General features: G+C 63.2%; 13 protein-coding genes. 10 read left to right on the top strand and 3 right to left on the bottom strand.

The window, feature by feature from the left end; translation table 11 throughout:
- Window positions 1–54 precede the first annotated feature (54 nt).
- Both ACO2Q4_RS15330 and ald read left to right on the top strand, forming a co-directional pair.
- Window positions 55–519, top strand: coding sequence for a CYTH domain-containing protein (locus ACO2Q4_RS15330; protein ID WP_423320345.1), 465 nt, complete (start codon window positions 55–57; stop codon window positions 517–519).
- A 162-nt stretch (window positions 520–681) separates the two neighbouring features.
- Window positions 682–1,800: an alanine dehydrogenase gene (ald, locus tag ACO2Q4_RS15325; protein ID WP_311759558.1), complete on the top strand. Its 1,119-nt coding sequence runs from the start codon at window positions 682–684 to the stop codon at window positions 1,798–1,800.
- 21 nt (window positions 1,801–1,821) lie between these two features.
- Here ald and ACO2Q4_RS15320 read toward each other — a convergent pair whose 3' ends face one another.
- Together ACO2Q4_RS15320 and ACO2Q4_RS15315 are read right to left on the bottom strand one after the other, a co-directional pair.
- Complete coding sequence (locus tag ACO2Q4_RS15320; protein WP_423320342.1) at window positions 1,822–2,292, bottom strand: DUF2214 domain-containing protein; 471 nt, start codon at window positions 2,290–2,292, stop codon at window positions 1,822–1,824.
- 4 nt (window positions 2,293–2,296) lie between these two features.
- The gene (locus ACO2Q4_RS15315; protein ID WP_395133902.1) at window positions 2,297–2,686 is read right to left on the bottom strand and encodes a DUF6152 family protein; all 390 of its coding nucleotides are present in this window, start codon (window positions 2,684–2,686) and stop codon (window positions 2,297–2,299) included.
- Window positions 2,687–2,976: 290 nt separating this feature from the next.
- On the opposite strand from ACO2Q4_RS15315, the gene ACO2Q4_RS15310 reads away from it, so the two are divergent.
- From ACO2Q4_RS15310 to ACO2Q4_RS15280, 7 genes are all read left to right on the top strand, one after another.
- The gene (locus ACO2Q4_RS15310) at window positions 2,977–5,265 is read left to right on the top strand and encodes an arginine/lysine/ornithine decarboxylase (RefSeq protein ID WP_311759555.1); all 2,289 of its coding nucleotides are present in this window, start codon (window positions 2,977–2,979) and stop codon (window positions 5,263–5,265) included.
- A 118-nt stretch (window positions 5,266–5,383) separates the two neighbouring features.
- On the top strand, window positions 5,384–5,680 hold the full coding sequence (locus ACO2Q4_RS15305) for a hypothetical protein (RefSeq protein WP_423320339.1): 297 nt from the start codon (window positions 5,384–5,386) through the stop codon (window positions 5,678–5,680).
- Window positions 5,681–5,935: 255 nt separating this feature from the next.
- A complete protein-coding gene (locus ACO2Q4_RS15300; protein ID WP_311759553.1) occupies window positions 5,936–6,823 on the top strand; it encodes a class II glutamine amidotransferase in 888 nt (295 codons plus the stop codon).
- 1 nt (window position 6,824) lies between these two features.
- Window positions 6,825–7,508, top strand: a complete 684-nt coding sequence (locus ACO2Q4_RS15295; RefSeq protein WP_311759552.1) for a GXGXG domain-containing protein — start codon at window positions 6,825–6,827, stop codon at window positions 7,506–7,508.
- 11 nt (window positions 7,509–7,519) lie between these two features.
- Window positions 7,520–8,845 carry an FMN-binding glutamate synthase family protein gene (locus ACO2Q4_RS15290; protein ID WP_311759551.1) on the top strand — a complete coding sequence of 442 codons (1,326 nt, stop codon included), beginning with the start codon at window positions 7,520–7,522 and terminating at the stop codon, window positions 8,843–8,845.
- A 55-nt stretch (window positions 8,846–8,900) separates the two neighbouring features.
- Window positions 8,901–10,244 carry a type III glutamate--ammonia ligase gene (gene glnT, locus ACO2Q4_RS15285; protein WP_311759550.1) on the top strand — a complete coding sequence of 448 codons (1,344 nt, stop codon included), beginning with the start codon at window positions 8,901–8,903 and terminating at the stop codon, window positions 10,242–10,244.
- 106 nt (window positions 10,245–10,350) lie between these two features.
- Entirely contained in the window at window positions 10,351–11,067 is a 717-nt protein-coding gene (locus ACO2Q4_RS15280) for a FadR/GntR family transcriptional regulator (RefSeq protein ID WP_423320336.1), read from the top strand.
- Here the strand turns inward: ACO2Q4_RS15280 and ACO2Q4_RS15275 are convergent.
- Entirely contained in the window at window positions 11,051–12,316 is a 1,266-nt protein-coding gene (locus tag ACO2Q4_RS15275; RefSeq protein ID WP_423320334.1) for an ABC transporter substrate-binding protein, read from the bottom strand. The two genes, ACO2Q4_RS15280 and ACO2Q4_RS15275, sit on opposite strands and share 17 nt — an antisense overlap.
- 167 nt (window positions 12,317–12,483) lie before the next feature.
- Here ACO2Q4_RS15275 and ACO2Q4_RS15270 point away from each other — a divergent pair, with 167 nt between their 5' ends.
- Window positions 12,484–13,827: an NAD(P)-binding domain-containing protein gene (locus tag ACO2Q4_RS15270; protein ID WP_423320332.1), complete on the top strand. Its 1,344-nt coding sequence runs from the start codon at window positions 12,484–12,486 to the stop codon at window positions 13,825–13,827.
- The last annotated feature ends 29 nt before the right edge of the window (window positions 13,828–13,856 follow it).

The following is a 13,856-nucleotide window of genomic DNA, read 5'->3' as shown; positions in this document are numbered from 1 at the left end:
TGGCAAAACCCCGCGAAGCGGCGATAAGGCCCGCGAATCCTGCTCCGAGCGTTCATGCCCAAAGAGATCGAACGAAAATTCCTGGTCGCGAACGATCTGTGGCGCGCGCAGGTCCTGCGCAAGGTCAACCTGCGCGACGGCCTTGTCGCGGTCGAGGATGGCCGCAAGGTCCGCATCCGCTTTTATGACGACCGTGCGACTCTGACCGTCAAGGGCAAGCGGATCGGCATCAGCCGCGACGAATTCGAGTACGAGATCCCGGCGAACGACGCGCGTATCATGCTGGAGCAGCATTGCGACAGCGCGATCCTGGAAAAGACGCGCCACCACCTTATGGCCGACGGACAGGAATGGGTGGTCGACGAATATCACGGCCTGCTTGAAGGGGTGGTGCTGGCCGAGATTGAATTGCCGTCCGAGGATGCGGCCATCTCGTCCCCGCCCTGGCTGGGCGAGGAGGTCACCGGCAACGACGATTACCGCAAGACCAGCATGGTGCGCGCCCGCGTCGCCAGCTGAAAAACCCAAGGCGCGCGAAACGCGCGTTTCTTGCGCGACAGAGCCATTCTGCGGCGAATCCTGCCGCCGGAGCGCCGTTTTCCACTGATGCTTCGCATGATCTTTTGCCCAAGCGGTGCCAGACTTCGTCTCAGCAACATCCGCAGGGCAGAGGAGGAAACCATGAGGATCGGGTGCCCGAAAGAGATCAAGCCGCAGGAATTCCGCGTGGGCCTGACCCCTGCCGCCGTGGCCGAAGTGGTGGGCCGCGGGCACGAGGTTCTGGTAGAAACCGGCGCCGGCCAGGGCTCCGGCTTCACGGACCTGGACTATCAGGCTGCGGGCGCGGGCATCGCGCCCGACGCCGCGGCGGTGTTTGCCGGGGCCGAGATGATCGTGAAGGTAAAGGAACCTCAGGCGGCTGAGCGCGCCATGCTGAGGCGGGGACAGGTGCTGTTCACCTATCTGCACCTTGCCCCGGACCCGGCGCAGACGCGCGATCTGCTGGCCTCGGGCGTGACATCCATCGCGTATGAGACGGTGACCGATGCGCGCGGCGGCCTGCCCCTTCTGGCGCCGATGTCCGAGGTCGCCGGGCGCCTTGCCCCGCAGGTCGGATCATGGGCGCTGCAAAAGGCCAATGGCGGGCGCGGCGTCCTGATGGGGGGTGTGCCCGGCGTGCGCCCGGCCAATGTGCTGATCATCGGTGGCGGCGTAGTCGGCGCGGCGGCGGCGCGGGTCGCGGTGGGCATGGGCGCAAACGTGACCGTCATGGACCGCTCGGTCGCGCGCCTGTCCTATCTGGACGACATCTTCATGGGCAAGCTGACCACGCAATATGCCAGCAGCGCCGCCACGGCCGAGCTTTTGACCACCGCCGACATGGTAATCGGCGCGGTGCTGGTGCCGGGGGCGGCGGCACCCAAGCTGGTCACGCGGGCGCAGCTTGCCACCATGCCACCCGGCGCGGTTCTGGTCGACGTGGCCATCGATCAGGGCGGCTGTTTCGAGACATCGCGCCCGACCACCCATCACGACCCCATCTATGAGGTGGACGGCATCATCCATTACTGCGTCGCGAACATGCCCGGTGCGGTGGCGCGGACCTCGACCCAGGCGCTGGGGAACGCGACGCTGCCCTTTGTCCTGGCGCTGGCCGATCACGGCTGGCGGCGCGCGATCCAGCACGATCCCCATCTGCGCGCGGGACTGGCGACGCATGAGGGGCGGCTGACCTCGCCCCCGGTCGGGGCGGCGCTGGGTCTGGCCTCGCTCACGCCTGAGGAGCTGCTGGCAAGTTGATCCGACCGTAGCGGGCCGGGGTCACAGAAAGCCGATCCAGCGCCCCGCCAGAAGGCAGCCCAGCCATGCCAGAAACGACAGGGCGGCCAGGATCCGGGTCGGAGCATCGACGGTTCCATGCTGAACCACGCGTGCCCAACCCGGATTCAGGTGCTGCAACGCGACATTGATCAGTGCCAGCGATAGCAGCACCATTTTCCAGATGAAGGCGCCATTTCCAAGATATTCCCGCGGCTTGACCGCGAACAGTGCAAAGCCGGTGAGCAACGCCAGGGTCAAACCGATCCCGGCCGCGCGCGACAGGAATGGTGCCAGCACCTGCAGGGGCGTACTACCACCCAGCAGCAGCCGCAGATCAAGAGGCAGGATCGCGCCCAGCAGCAGGCCAATCCCCAGCACATGCGCCGCATTCACCAAGGGATAAAGTGCGCCGGGTCGGCGCAGCGCCTCGGCCAGGGTCCAATGCTCGATCCAGACGGCGAGCTGGTCCAAGGCGCTAATCCTTGCGGATGCGATCGGGATAGATGTCGAAGACCTTGCCGTCGATTACCACCTGCACCGCTTTCATGTGCGGTCGGTCGCGGTCCTTGTTGCGGTTTCCGATCACGACGATGGCCGCGCCCTCGGGCGCCACATCCTGGGTGAAGCCAGAGCGCGCGGTCTGGTTCGGGTTGGCAAGATCCACCTGCCACAGCGTCCCGTCCTTGGCCTTGACGCGCAGCGAAGGATGGGGCGGGCTCATCGAGACCGAGGCGATGGTGCCCTCGATCCGCGACTGCTCGGGCTCGGCCCAGGACCAGCCGTGATGGGCCAAGGCGGGAATGGACCCCAGCCCGCAGGCCAGGGCGGCAAAGGTGGCGATCACGTGACGGCGACAGATCAGCATGTGCGTCTCCCGGCTTGGGGGCGATCCTTCGCAGAGCCCAAGGATAACCCGGAACCGCCCCGCCGGGCTGTGACAATCGCGTTATCGAAGCGGGTGCCCGGCGGTATTTGCGGCACGCCCCGCCGGGGGGATCCGCCGCTTTTGCCCTGCTCGGTCATTCAGGCTTGACGACACCCCCTCAATGGCACAAACGGCCCTTTGAACCCAACCCGACCAGACAGAGCAGGAGGACGAGCAACCGTGACATGCTGTGTCTTCCCGCAGGGCTGCCCTCCCGTCAGGAGACCTGCATGAAGTTTCGCTTTCCCATCGTCATCATCGACGAAGATTTCCGCTCGGAGAATTCCTCGGGGCTGGGCATTCGCGCCTTGGCCGAGGCCATCGAGAGCGAGGGTTTTGAGATCCTGGGCGTCACCAGCTATGGCGACCTGACCCAGTTCGCGCAGCAGCAATCGCGCGCCTCTGCCTTCATCCTGTCGATCGACGACGAGGAATTCAGCCCCGGTCCAGATCTGGACCCTGCCGTCGTCAACCTTCGCAACTTCATCGAGGAAGTGCGCTGGAAGAATGCAGATGTCCCGATCTATATCTATGGCGAGACCAAGACTTCGCGCCATCTGCCCAACGACATCCTGCGCGAACTGCACGGCTTCATCCACGCCTTCGAGGATACGCCGGAATTCGTCGCCCGGCACATCATCCGCGAGGCCAAGAGCTATCTTGAAGGCATCCAGCCGCCCTTCTTCAAGGCGCTGCTCGACTATGCGGAAGACGGGTCCTATTCTTGGCACTGCCCCGGCCATTCCGGCGGCGTCGCCTTCCTGAAAAGCCCGATCGGGCAGATGTACCACCAGTTCTATGGTGAAAACATGCTGCGCGCCGATGTTTGCAACGCGGTCGAAGAGCTGGGCCAGCTTCTGGACCATAATGGCGCGATCGGCGCCTCTGAACGGAACGCTGCGCGGATCTTCAACGCGGACCACTGCTTCTTCGTGACGAACGGAACCTCGACCAGCAACAAGATGGTCTGGCACCACACGGTCGCGCCGGGCGATGTGGTCGTCGTTGACCGCAACTGCCACAAGTCGATCCTGCATTCGATCATCATGACCGGCGCGATTCCAGTGTTCCTGAAGCCGACGCGCAACCATTTCGGCATCATCGGTCCGATTCCCTACAGCGAATTCGAGATCGAGACCATCAAGGCCAAGATCCGTTCGAACCCGCTGCTGGACGGCGTCGACGCCGAGGCGGTCAAACCGCGCATCATGACGCTGACGCAATCGACCTATGACGGCGTCCTTTACAATACCGAGGTCATCAAGGGCCTGCTGGACGGCTATGTCGAAAACCTGCATTTCGACGAGGCATGGCTGCCCCACGCCGCCTTCCACCCCTTCTATGGCACCTATCACGCGATGGGCCGCAAGCGGCCGCGCACCAAGCATTCCGTGACCTATGCCACGCAGTCGATCCACAAGCTGCTGGCCGGGATCAGCCAGGCCAGCCATGTGCTGGTGCAGGATTCGCAGGACACTAAACTGGACAGGCACCTGTTCAACGAAGCGTACCTGATGCACACCTCGACCAGTCCGCAATATTCGATCATCGCCAGCTGCGACGTCGCCGCGGCGATGATGGAACCTCCGGGCGGCACCGCGCTGGTCGAGGAAAGCATCGCCGAATCATTGGATTTCCGCCGCGCCATGCGCAAGGTCGACGCCGAATTTGGCGATGACGACTGGTGGTTCCAGGTCTGGGGACCGGACGAGCTGGAAGAGGAAGGTATCGGCAGCACGAAAAGCTGGGTCCTGCGCCGCACCGATGCCGACGGCGTCCAGCGCGATGGCGAGGACAGCTGGCACGGATTCGGCGACATGGCGCCGGGCTTCAACATGCTGGACCCGATCAAGGCGACCATCATCACGCCCGGCCTGAATCTGGACGGGCGCTTCGAGAAGACGGGGATCCCGGCCTCGATCGTCACCAAATATCTGGCCGAGCACGGGGTCGTGGTCGAAAAGACCGGGCTTTACAGCTTCTTTATCCTGTTCACCATCGGCATCACCAAGGGCCGTTGGAACACGCTGCTGACCGCGCTGCAGCAGTTCAAGGACGATTACGACCGCAACCAGCCGATGTGGCGGACCATGCCGGATTTCTGTGCGAAGCATCCCCGCTATGAACAGCTGGGTCTGCGCGACCTGTGCCAGCACGTCCACACGCTGTACGCGAAATACGACGTCGCCGTCCTTTCGACCGAGATGTATCTGAGCGAACTGACCCCCGCGATGAAGCCCAGCGACGCCTTTGCCCATATCGCCCAGCGAACCACGCAGCGCGTGCCGATCGACGAGCTTGAGGGGCGCATCACCACCAGCCTTGTCACCCCCTATCCGCCGGGCATCCCGCTTCTGATCCCGGGCGAGGTCTTTAACCGCAAGATCGTGGAATACCTGAAATTCAATCGCGAATTTGCGCGCGAATGCCCCGGCTTCGAAACCGACATCCACGGTCTGGTTCAGGAGATCGGCGAAGACGGGCGGATGCACTACTTCGCCGATTGCGTCGCCGGCTGACCCGACTCGACCTGCCCCGCCTCCGGCCCCAGCGGCCGGGGACATCCCGCCTTCCGACAACGCTTGAACCCTCGCACGCGCCGACCTAGCCTTTCCCCATCCTTTGGGGAGAATCGTCATGCGTCTTGTTCCCGTGACCATCGCGCTGCTTGTTCTGGCACACGCCGCTTCGGCAAATATCCCGCTGATCAACGCCACCTGTCCCGGCAAGATCGAAGTCCACGCGGATGAAGGCGGTCCGGTCTATGTGAACGGGCAGGAAGCCAAGCTGAAGACCTTCAACGACAATTACTATGAGGCCCAGCACGGCAAGGTCGTGATCTCGATCTCGATCAATCCCGACGGCTCGTCCAGCCTGTCCTATACCGGGCCTAAAGGGGCAAACGGCATCTGCACGCTGGCCGAGCACGGCTGAGCCGCGCCGATGCCTCCGGCACCGGAAAACTCCGGTCCCCCACCCTGCTTTTCCTGAAATTCCACTGCGAATTCGTTGGCAGAATTGCCCTTTCAGGCGCGGGCCAAACCCGTGCCCGAGCGGGCTTTGCCCTGACGCCAAATCGGGCAGACCGGCTTTTCGCAGCCGCCTTTTCATCGCCATCAATTTTCCTGTTGCGAATTTAATTTTCTTAGCGGTTATATAGGAAGACGCAACGCAACACTGGAGACAAGGATGTGCGGCATTGTTGGCCTCTTCCTCAAAAAGGAAGACCTGCGCCCGAAGCTTGGTGATCTTCTGACCGACATGCTGATCACCATGACCGATCGGGGCCCGGATAGCGCCGGGATCGCGATTTATGGCGACCACAGCGGAAAACTGAAGATCACCGTCCAGTCGGACACCCCGGACGAGACGTTCCACGGTCTCGACACCGCGCTGTCCCACGCCCTTGAAGGGCCGGTGTCGATGCGGGTCGTGGACACCCACGCCGTCCTGACGCTGCCCGAAGGGACCGAGGCCCAGGCCCGTGCCTTCATGGCCGAAAAGGGTATCCGCGTGATGGGCGCCGGCCACTCGATGGAGATCTTCAAGGAAGTCGGCCTGCCCAAGGACGTCGCAGATCGTTTTCACCTGCGCGACATGGCAGGAAGCCACGGCATCGGCCACACCCGCATGGCGACCGAAAGCGCGGTGACGACGCTGGGCGCACACCCCTTCTCGACCGGTGCGGACCAGTGCCTTGTCCATAACGGCTCGCTGTCGAACCACAACCAGCTACGCCGCGAACTGACGCAGAAGGGCTTCGCCCCGCAGACCCAGAATGATACCGAGGTCGCGGCCTGCTACATCTCTTCGCGGCTCGCAGATGGCGCGAACCTGGGCGAGGCGCTGGAAGGCACGCTTGAGGATCTGGACGGCTTCTTCACCTTCGTGGTCGGGACCAAGAACGGCTTCGGTGTCGTGCGCGACCCGATCGCCTGCAAGCCCGCCGTGATGGCCGAAACCGATGATTACGTCGCCTTCGGTTCCGAATACCGCGCGCTCGCCAATCTTCCGGGGATCGAGAACGCCCGCGTCTGGGAGCCCGAGCCCGCCACCGTCTATTTCTGGGAACGCTGAGATGCAGACCATCGATCTTGCGAACACGCCGCTGCGCGAACTGAACAGCACCCTGCAGGGACAGGCCTTGGCCACCAACCAGACCGCCTGGGTGATCGAAAACCCGAAGGGTGCCCATGCGGTGGCCGTCGGTCTTGACGCCCCGATCGAGGTGACGGTCAAGGGTTCGACCGGCTACTACTGCGCCGGCATGAACAAGCAGGCAACGATCCGCGTGACCGGCTCGGCCGGTCCGGGCGTCGCCGAAAACATGATGTCGGGCACCGTCGTCATCGACGGCGATGCCAGCCAATATGCCGGGGCGACCGGTCATGGCGGCCTTCTGGTCATCAAGGGCAATGCCTCGTCCCGCTGCGGGATCTCGATGAAGGGCATTGATATCGTCGTCCACGGCAATATCGGCCACATGTCCGCCTTCATGGCACAATCGGGCAACCTGGTGGTGCTGGGCGACGCCGGCGACGCGCTGGGAGACTCGCTTTACGAAGCGCGGCTGTTCGTGCGCGGCAAGGTCAAGTCGCTGGGTTCGGACTGCATCGAAAAGGAAATGCGGCCCGAGCATCTGGAAATCCTGCGCGACCTGCTGGAACGTTCGGGCGCCGATGCCAAGCCCGAGGAGTTCAAGCGCTACGGTTCTGCCCGCAAGCTTTACAACTTCCACGTCGATCATGCCGGAGCCTATTGATGAGAGACATCATGGACAAAACCCCGCAGACCCTGCCGCGTGACAGCTGGACCTATTCCCCCGGCATCAACGCCGAAATCCGCCGCGCCGCCGATACCGGCATCTACGACATCCGTGGCGGCGGCGCGAAGCGCAAGGTTCCCCATTTCGACGACCTGCTGTTCCTTGGGGCCTCTATCAGCCGCTATCCGCTGGAAGGCTATCGCGAGAAATGCGACACCTCGGTCGTGCTCGGCACCCGCTTTGCGAAAAAGCCGATCGAGCTGAAGATCCCGATCACCATCGCGGGGATGAGCTTCGGCGCCCTTTCCGGTCCCGCGAAAGAGGCCTTGGGTCGCGGCGCGACGCTGGCCGGCACCTCGACCACGACCGGCGACGGCGGCATGACCAACGAGGAACGCGGCCATTCCGAAAAGCTGGTCTATCAATACCTTCCCAGCCGCTATGGCATGAACCCCGACGACCTTCGCCGCGCTGACGCGATCGAAATCGTGGTGGGTCAGGGTGCGAAACCGGGCGGCGGCGGCATGCTGCTGGGCCAGAAGATCACCCAGCGCGTCGCCAACATGCGCAACCTGCCGGTCGGGATCGACCAGCGCTCGGCCTGCCGTCACCCGGACTGGACCGGGCCGGACGACCTGGAAATCAAGATCCTTGAAATCCGGGAGATCACCAACTGGGAAAAACCGATCTACATCAAGATCGGTGGCGCGCGCCCCTATTACGACACGGCGCTGGCGGTCAAGGCAGGCGCGGATGTCGTGGTGCTGGACGGGATGCAGGGCGGCACCGCCGCGACGCAGGACGTCTTCATCGAGAACGTCGGCCAGCCAACCCTCGCCTGCATTCGTCCCGCGGTGAAGGCGCTGCAGGATCTGGGAATGCACCGCAAGGTCCAGCTGGTCGTCTCGGGCGGGATCCGTTCGGGCGCAGACGTGGCCAAGGCGCTGGCGCTTGGCGCGGATGCGGTGGCCATCGGCACCGCCGCGCTGATCGCCTTGGGCGAGAACGATCCGAAATGGGCCGCCGAATACGAGGCGCTTGGCACCACGGCGGATGCCTATGACGACTGGCACGAGGGCAAGGACCCGGCCGGCATCACCACCCAGGATCCCGAGCTGATGAAGCGCCTGGACCCGGTCGAAGCGGCGCGCCGTCTGCGCAACTACCTTGCCGTGATGACGCTGGAATGCCAGACCATCGCCCGCGCCTGTGGCAAGAGTCATGTCCACAACCTGGAGCCCGAAGACCTTTGCGCCCTGACGATCGAAGCGGCCGCCATGGCGGGTGTGCCCCTTGCCGGGACCAGCTGGATCCCCGGTCAGTCAGGCTTCTGATGTGAATGAGAGACGGCGAAAATGAGCCGTCTCCACCAACCCAACAGGATTAGAGATGACCGACCTCAGCACATTCAATCATGAAAAAAGCAAGGCGAGCCGGCTGACGAACTTCGCCCGCGAGAATGGGATCAAGTATTTCATGGTCTCGTTCACCGACCTGATGGGCGCGCAGCGCGCCAAGGTCGTGCCGGCACAGGCCATTGCCGACATGGAAAGGGACGGTGCCGGCTTTGCGGGCTTCGCCACCTGGCTGGACCTGACCCCCGCCCACCCGGACATGCTGGCGGTTCCAGACCCCTCCGCCGCGGTCCAGCTTCCCTGGAAAAAGGAGGTCGCCTGGGTTCCCGCTCGTTGTATCATGAACGATGAGGATCTCAGCCAGGCACCGCGCAATGTGCTTTCCCGCCTGGTGGCTCAGGCAGCAGATCTCGGGCTCGATGTCAAAACTGGCGTCGAGCCCGAATTTTTTCTGCTGACCCCCGAAGGCCAGGCGCTGTTCGACGGCAAGGACTGCTCGGTCAAGCCCTGCTATGATCAGCAGGTCGTGCTGCGCTGCTTCGACATGATGGCCGAGCTGACCGACTACATGCTCGAGATGGGCTGGGAACCCTATCAGTGCGACCACGAAGACGCGAACGGCCAGTACGAGATGAACTGGAAGTTCGACTCGGCCATGAAGACCGCCGACAAGCACAGCTTCTTCAAGTTCATGCTGCGCGCCATTTCCGAGAAATACGGCATGCGCGCGACCTTCATGCCGAAGCCCATCATGGGCATGACGGGCAATGGCTGCCACGCCCATATCTCGGTCTGGGACATCGCCAGCGGCAAGAACGCCTTCGCCGATGACAGCAAGGAGCTGCGCCTGTCGGACAGCGGCCGCCACTTCCTGGGCGGGATCATGAAGCATGCCTCGGCACTGGCGGCTATCTGCAACCCGACGGTCAACAGCTACAAGCGCATCAACGCCCCGCGCACCAGTTCGGGCGCGACCTGGGCGCCGAACTCGGTCACCTGGACCGGTAACAACCGGACCCACATGGTGCGCGTCCCCGGTCCCGGCCGGTTCGAGCTGCGTCTGCCCGACGGCGCGGTGAACCCCTACCTTCTGCAGGCGGTCATCATCGCGGCGGGGCTTTCCGGCCTGAAATCCAAGGCCGATCCGGGCAAGCGCTGGGACATCGACATGTATGCCGAGGGTCACATCGTCAAAGACGCGCCCAAGCTGCCGCTCAACCTTCTGGACGCGATCCGGGTCTTTGACGCGGATAGCGAGTTGAAAGAGGCGATGGGGACCGAGTTCTCGAATGCCTATATCAAGCTGAAGACCAAGGAATGGGACACTTATTCCGCGCATCTGTCGCAATGGGAACGCGACAACACGCTGGATATCTGACCCGGAAGCCACGACGGCGAACTTAATTGGTATAATTGGTTCATCGTCACTTGCGCAAAAGGTTCAGCCCGGTTTCAATCGGGCTGTCCAGCATCCCGGAGGCGACGTGACCTCTTTGCCGCGCAATGTTCCAACGGCCCTGGTGGAATCCACCGCCTCGGGTTCCACTGTCCAGATGGTCGCCGAAACCCTGGGCCATCGCATCGCCTCGGGCGAATATCCGCATGGAAGCCGGATGCCGGCCGAACGCGAATTGGCCGCCAGCCTGGGCATCGCGCGCAATACCCTGCGCGAGGCGCTGGACCTTCTGTCACGCAAAGGCCTGATCACCCGCCGCGCTGGCGCTGGTTCCTATGTCGCCGATCCCGGCACCTGGGATGAGGCTGCCCCGATCGCCGCCGCGACCGGTCCGCTGCATTTGCAGGTCATGCGCGGCATCCTTGAGCCCGAGATGATCCGGCTGGCGCTGATCCACATGCCGCCTTCGGCCATCGATCAACTGAACGAGATCGTCCAGCGGATGGAAGCCGCCATCGACCCCGCGCGCTTCGCCAGGTTGGAAGAGGAGTTCCGCCTGAAACTGGCTGAAGGAACCGGCAACCCGCTGCTGCTGGCCTGCTATGGGTTGCTGGTCAAGGCCGGGCGCCAGCGCCACCGCGCCGGACTGCAGCGTCGGCGGCTGACGCCCGAAAACATCGTCCGCCTGCGCGCGGATTACGCGGCACTTGTCGGGGCGATCTCGGACCGCGACATCGCGCGCGCCTTGGACCTGGTGCAGCAGGAGCTGATGGACGAACAGCGCCAGCTTATGCAGGAGGACTAAGCGCGCGCTGCTGCCACAGCAGCCCCAGCTTGGCCATTTCCCGCAGCAGCAGTGCTTCGTGCCGTCCCAGCCAATCCAGGACCGAGCGGAACTCTTGGATCCGCGCGGTGCCGTTTTCCACCCTGACCACCGGCCATGACCCGATCAGCGCATTGTCGATGCCGAACAGCGCATCCCCATACCAACGCGCGGGACCGAATGCCTGCATCATCTGGCCGCCGCGCTTCATCGCGTCCAGCACCGCCATCGGCTCGGTCCGGCCGCATATTTCCACCGCCGATTGCCAGAGGTCCAGAATCGAGGCGTATTCCCAGCTGACCGCCGACCAATGGCCCGGAAATCGCTGACGGTAGTCGGCATGGAACGCCTGCGGCTGGCGAAAGAAAAAGGCGGTTCCGTTCAACAGCGGATCGTCGAAATCCGGAAACTGGAAGATGAAATCCTGCATGAAGGCGGTCGAAGTGACGCCGACCAACCGTCTGTAATTGTCACCGGTGCAAGACAGTATCGGACCACGGAAACCGGCCTCGAACGCGGCTTCGGTCAGCGCGTGAACCATGTGCGGCTCGGACGAACACCAGCACAGGACCTGTGGATCCGCGGCCAGCATGGCCTGCACCATCGCGGCCGCATCGCGCCGTTCGGGGGAATAGCGGATCTCGCGCACGACAGGCATCCCTTCGGCCGCAAAGGCCGCGCGATAGGTGGCAAGCGAGGGCAGGCCCATCATGTCATCCTGGCTGCACAGCGCGACCCGCCGGAAACCGGGCCGATTCGCGGCCAGCCATTCGGCCCCGGTAACGGAAAACAGCGGATGCACCTCGGCCGGGGCGATCAGGCTGGGTGTATGGGGAGACAGATCGAACGGCAGCAACGTGGTGGTCAGGACCCGGCGCGCCATCAGCCAGGGCAAGGCCGGGGCAAGGCTGTCGCCGCCAAGCGCAAGGACCAGCCGCGCCCCCGCTTGCTCGACCAGTTCGCGGGCGGCGATCACCGTTTCGGCACCCGAAAGCGCGGCATCGCGGGCCACGATATGAACCGGCAGGCGCAGTCCCCCGACCGCTAACCCTCCATGTTCATTCACCCAATCCGCCCAAAGCTGGCAGCCTTCCAGCCCCGGACGCCCCCAGGGGGCCGAAGGTCCGGTCAGCGGTGCCAGGAAACCGATGGGCACCGCATCGGGCGCCTTGCGCATCGCACGCGGAAGGCTGCCGCTGACCGAAAGACGCTGTGCAAGGGATGTGCGCATCGCGTGATCCTAGATCGCGAAAAATAGTCTCGGAAGGCGAAATATGACGCATTAATTATTCTCCGAGGAAAAATTCTTGACCGACGCAAAAATTGGTCGCTCAATTGGATCACACCAAATGGATCGGAATCGAAAACTGGTCCAAACCAAAAGTCGGGGAGATTGAAATGTCGCAACGCGTCGCCGTCATCGGCGCCGGGCCTTCTGGGCTGGCCCAGCTCCGGGCTTTCCAGTCGGCCGCCCGCAAAGGGGCCGAGATTCCCGAAATCGTCTGCTTCGAGAAGCAGGCGAACTGGGGCGGCCTTTGGAACTATACCTGGCGCACCGGCACCGATGAGCATGGCGAGCCGGTCCACAATTCGATGTACCGCTATCTGTGGACCAACGGCCCGAAAGAGGGTCTGGAATTCGCCGACTATTCCTTTGAAGAACATTTCGGCAAACAGATCGCGTCCTATCCGCCGCGCGCCGTCATGGTCGATTATATCGAGGGTCGTGTGAAGAAGGCCGGCGTCCGCGACTGGATCCGCTTCAACACCGTGGTCCGCTGGGTCGAGTACGATGCCGAGAACGACGATTTCACCATGACCGTGCACGACATGGCGAACGACCATGTCTACAAGGAACGCTTCGACAACGTCATTATCGCGTCAGGCCACTTCTCCAGCCCGAACGTGCCGGAGTATCCTGGTTTCTCGCAATTCTACGGCCGCATCACCCATGCCCACGACTTCCGCGACGCGCGCGAATTCGAAGGGCAGGACGTGCTGGTCGTCGGCTCGTCCTATTCGGCCGAGGATATCGGTTCGCAATGCTGGAAATACGGCGCGAAATCGGTGACCTCTTGCTATCGTTCGGCGCCGATGGGATTTGCCTGGCCCGACAACTGGGAAGAAAAGCCCGCGCTTGTCCGGGTCGAGGGCAAGACCGCACATTTCACCGATGGCAGCAGCAAGGCGATCGACTCGATCATCCTGTGCACCGGCTACAGGCATTACTTCCCTTTCCTGCCCGATGACCTCCGGCTGAAGACGGCGAACCGCCTGGCGGCGGCCGATCTCTACAAGGGGGTCGTCTATGTCCACAACCCGCGCCTGTTCTATCTGGGCATGCAGGACCAGTGGTTCACCTTCAACATGTTCGACGCCCAGGCCTGGTATGTCCGCGACATCATCCTGGACCGGATCCAGGTCCCGGACGAAAAGCAGACCATGATGTCCGACGTGGCCGAGCGCGAGGCGCGCGAGGAAGCGGGCGAGGACGTGAAATACGCGATCAAGTATCAGGGCGACTACGTCAAGGAACTGATCGCCGAAACCGACTATCCCAGTTTCGACGTCGATGGTGCCTGCGAGGCTTTCTATGAATGGAAGCATCACAAGGTCGACGACATCATGGGTTTCCGCAACCATTCGTATCGCTCGGTCATCACCGGGACGATGGCGCCCCCGCACCACACGCCGTGGAAGGATGCGCTGGACGATTCGATGGAAGCCTATCTTCGCAACTGATCCCTTACTGGAGCGGAGGTTCCCCACCG

The organism is Paracoccus sp. KR1-242 (assembly GCF_049446195.1).
GTDB classification, from domain to species: Bacteria; Pseudomonadota; Alphaproteobacteria; order Rhodobacterales; family Rhodobacteraceae; genus Paracoccus; species Paracoccus broussonetiae.
The sequence above is the reverse complement of the archived record's forward strand: the minus strand, read 5'-3'. Positions and strand labels throughout refer to the sequence as shown.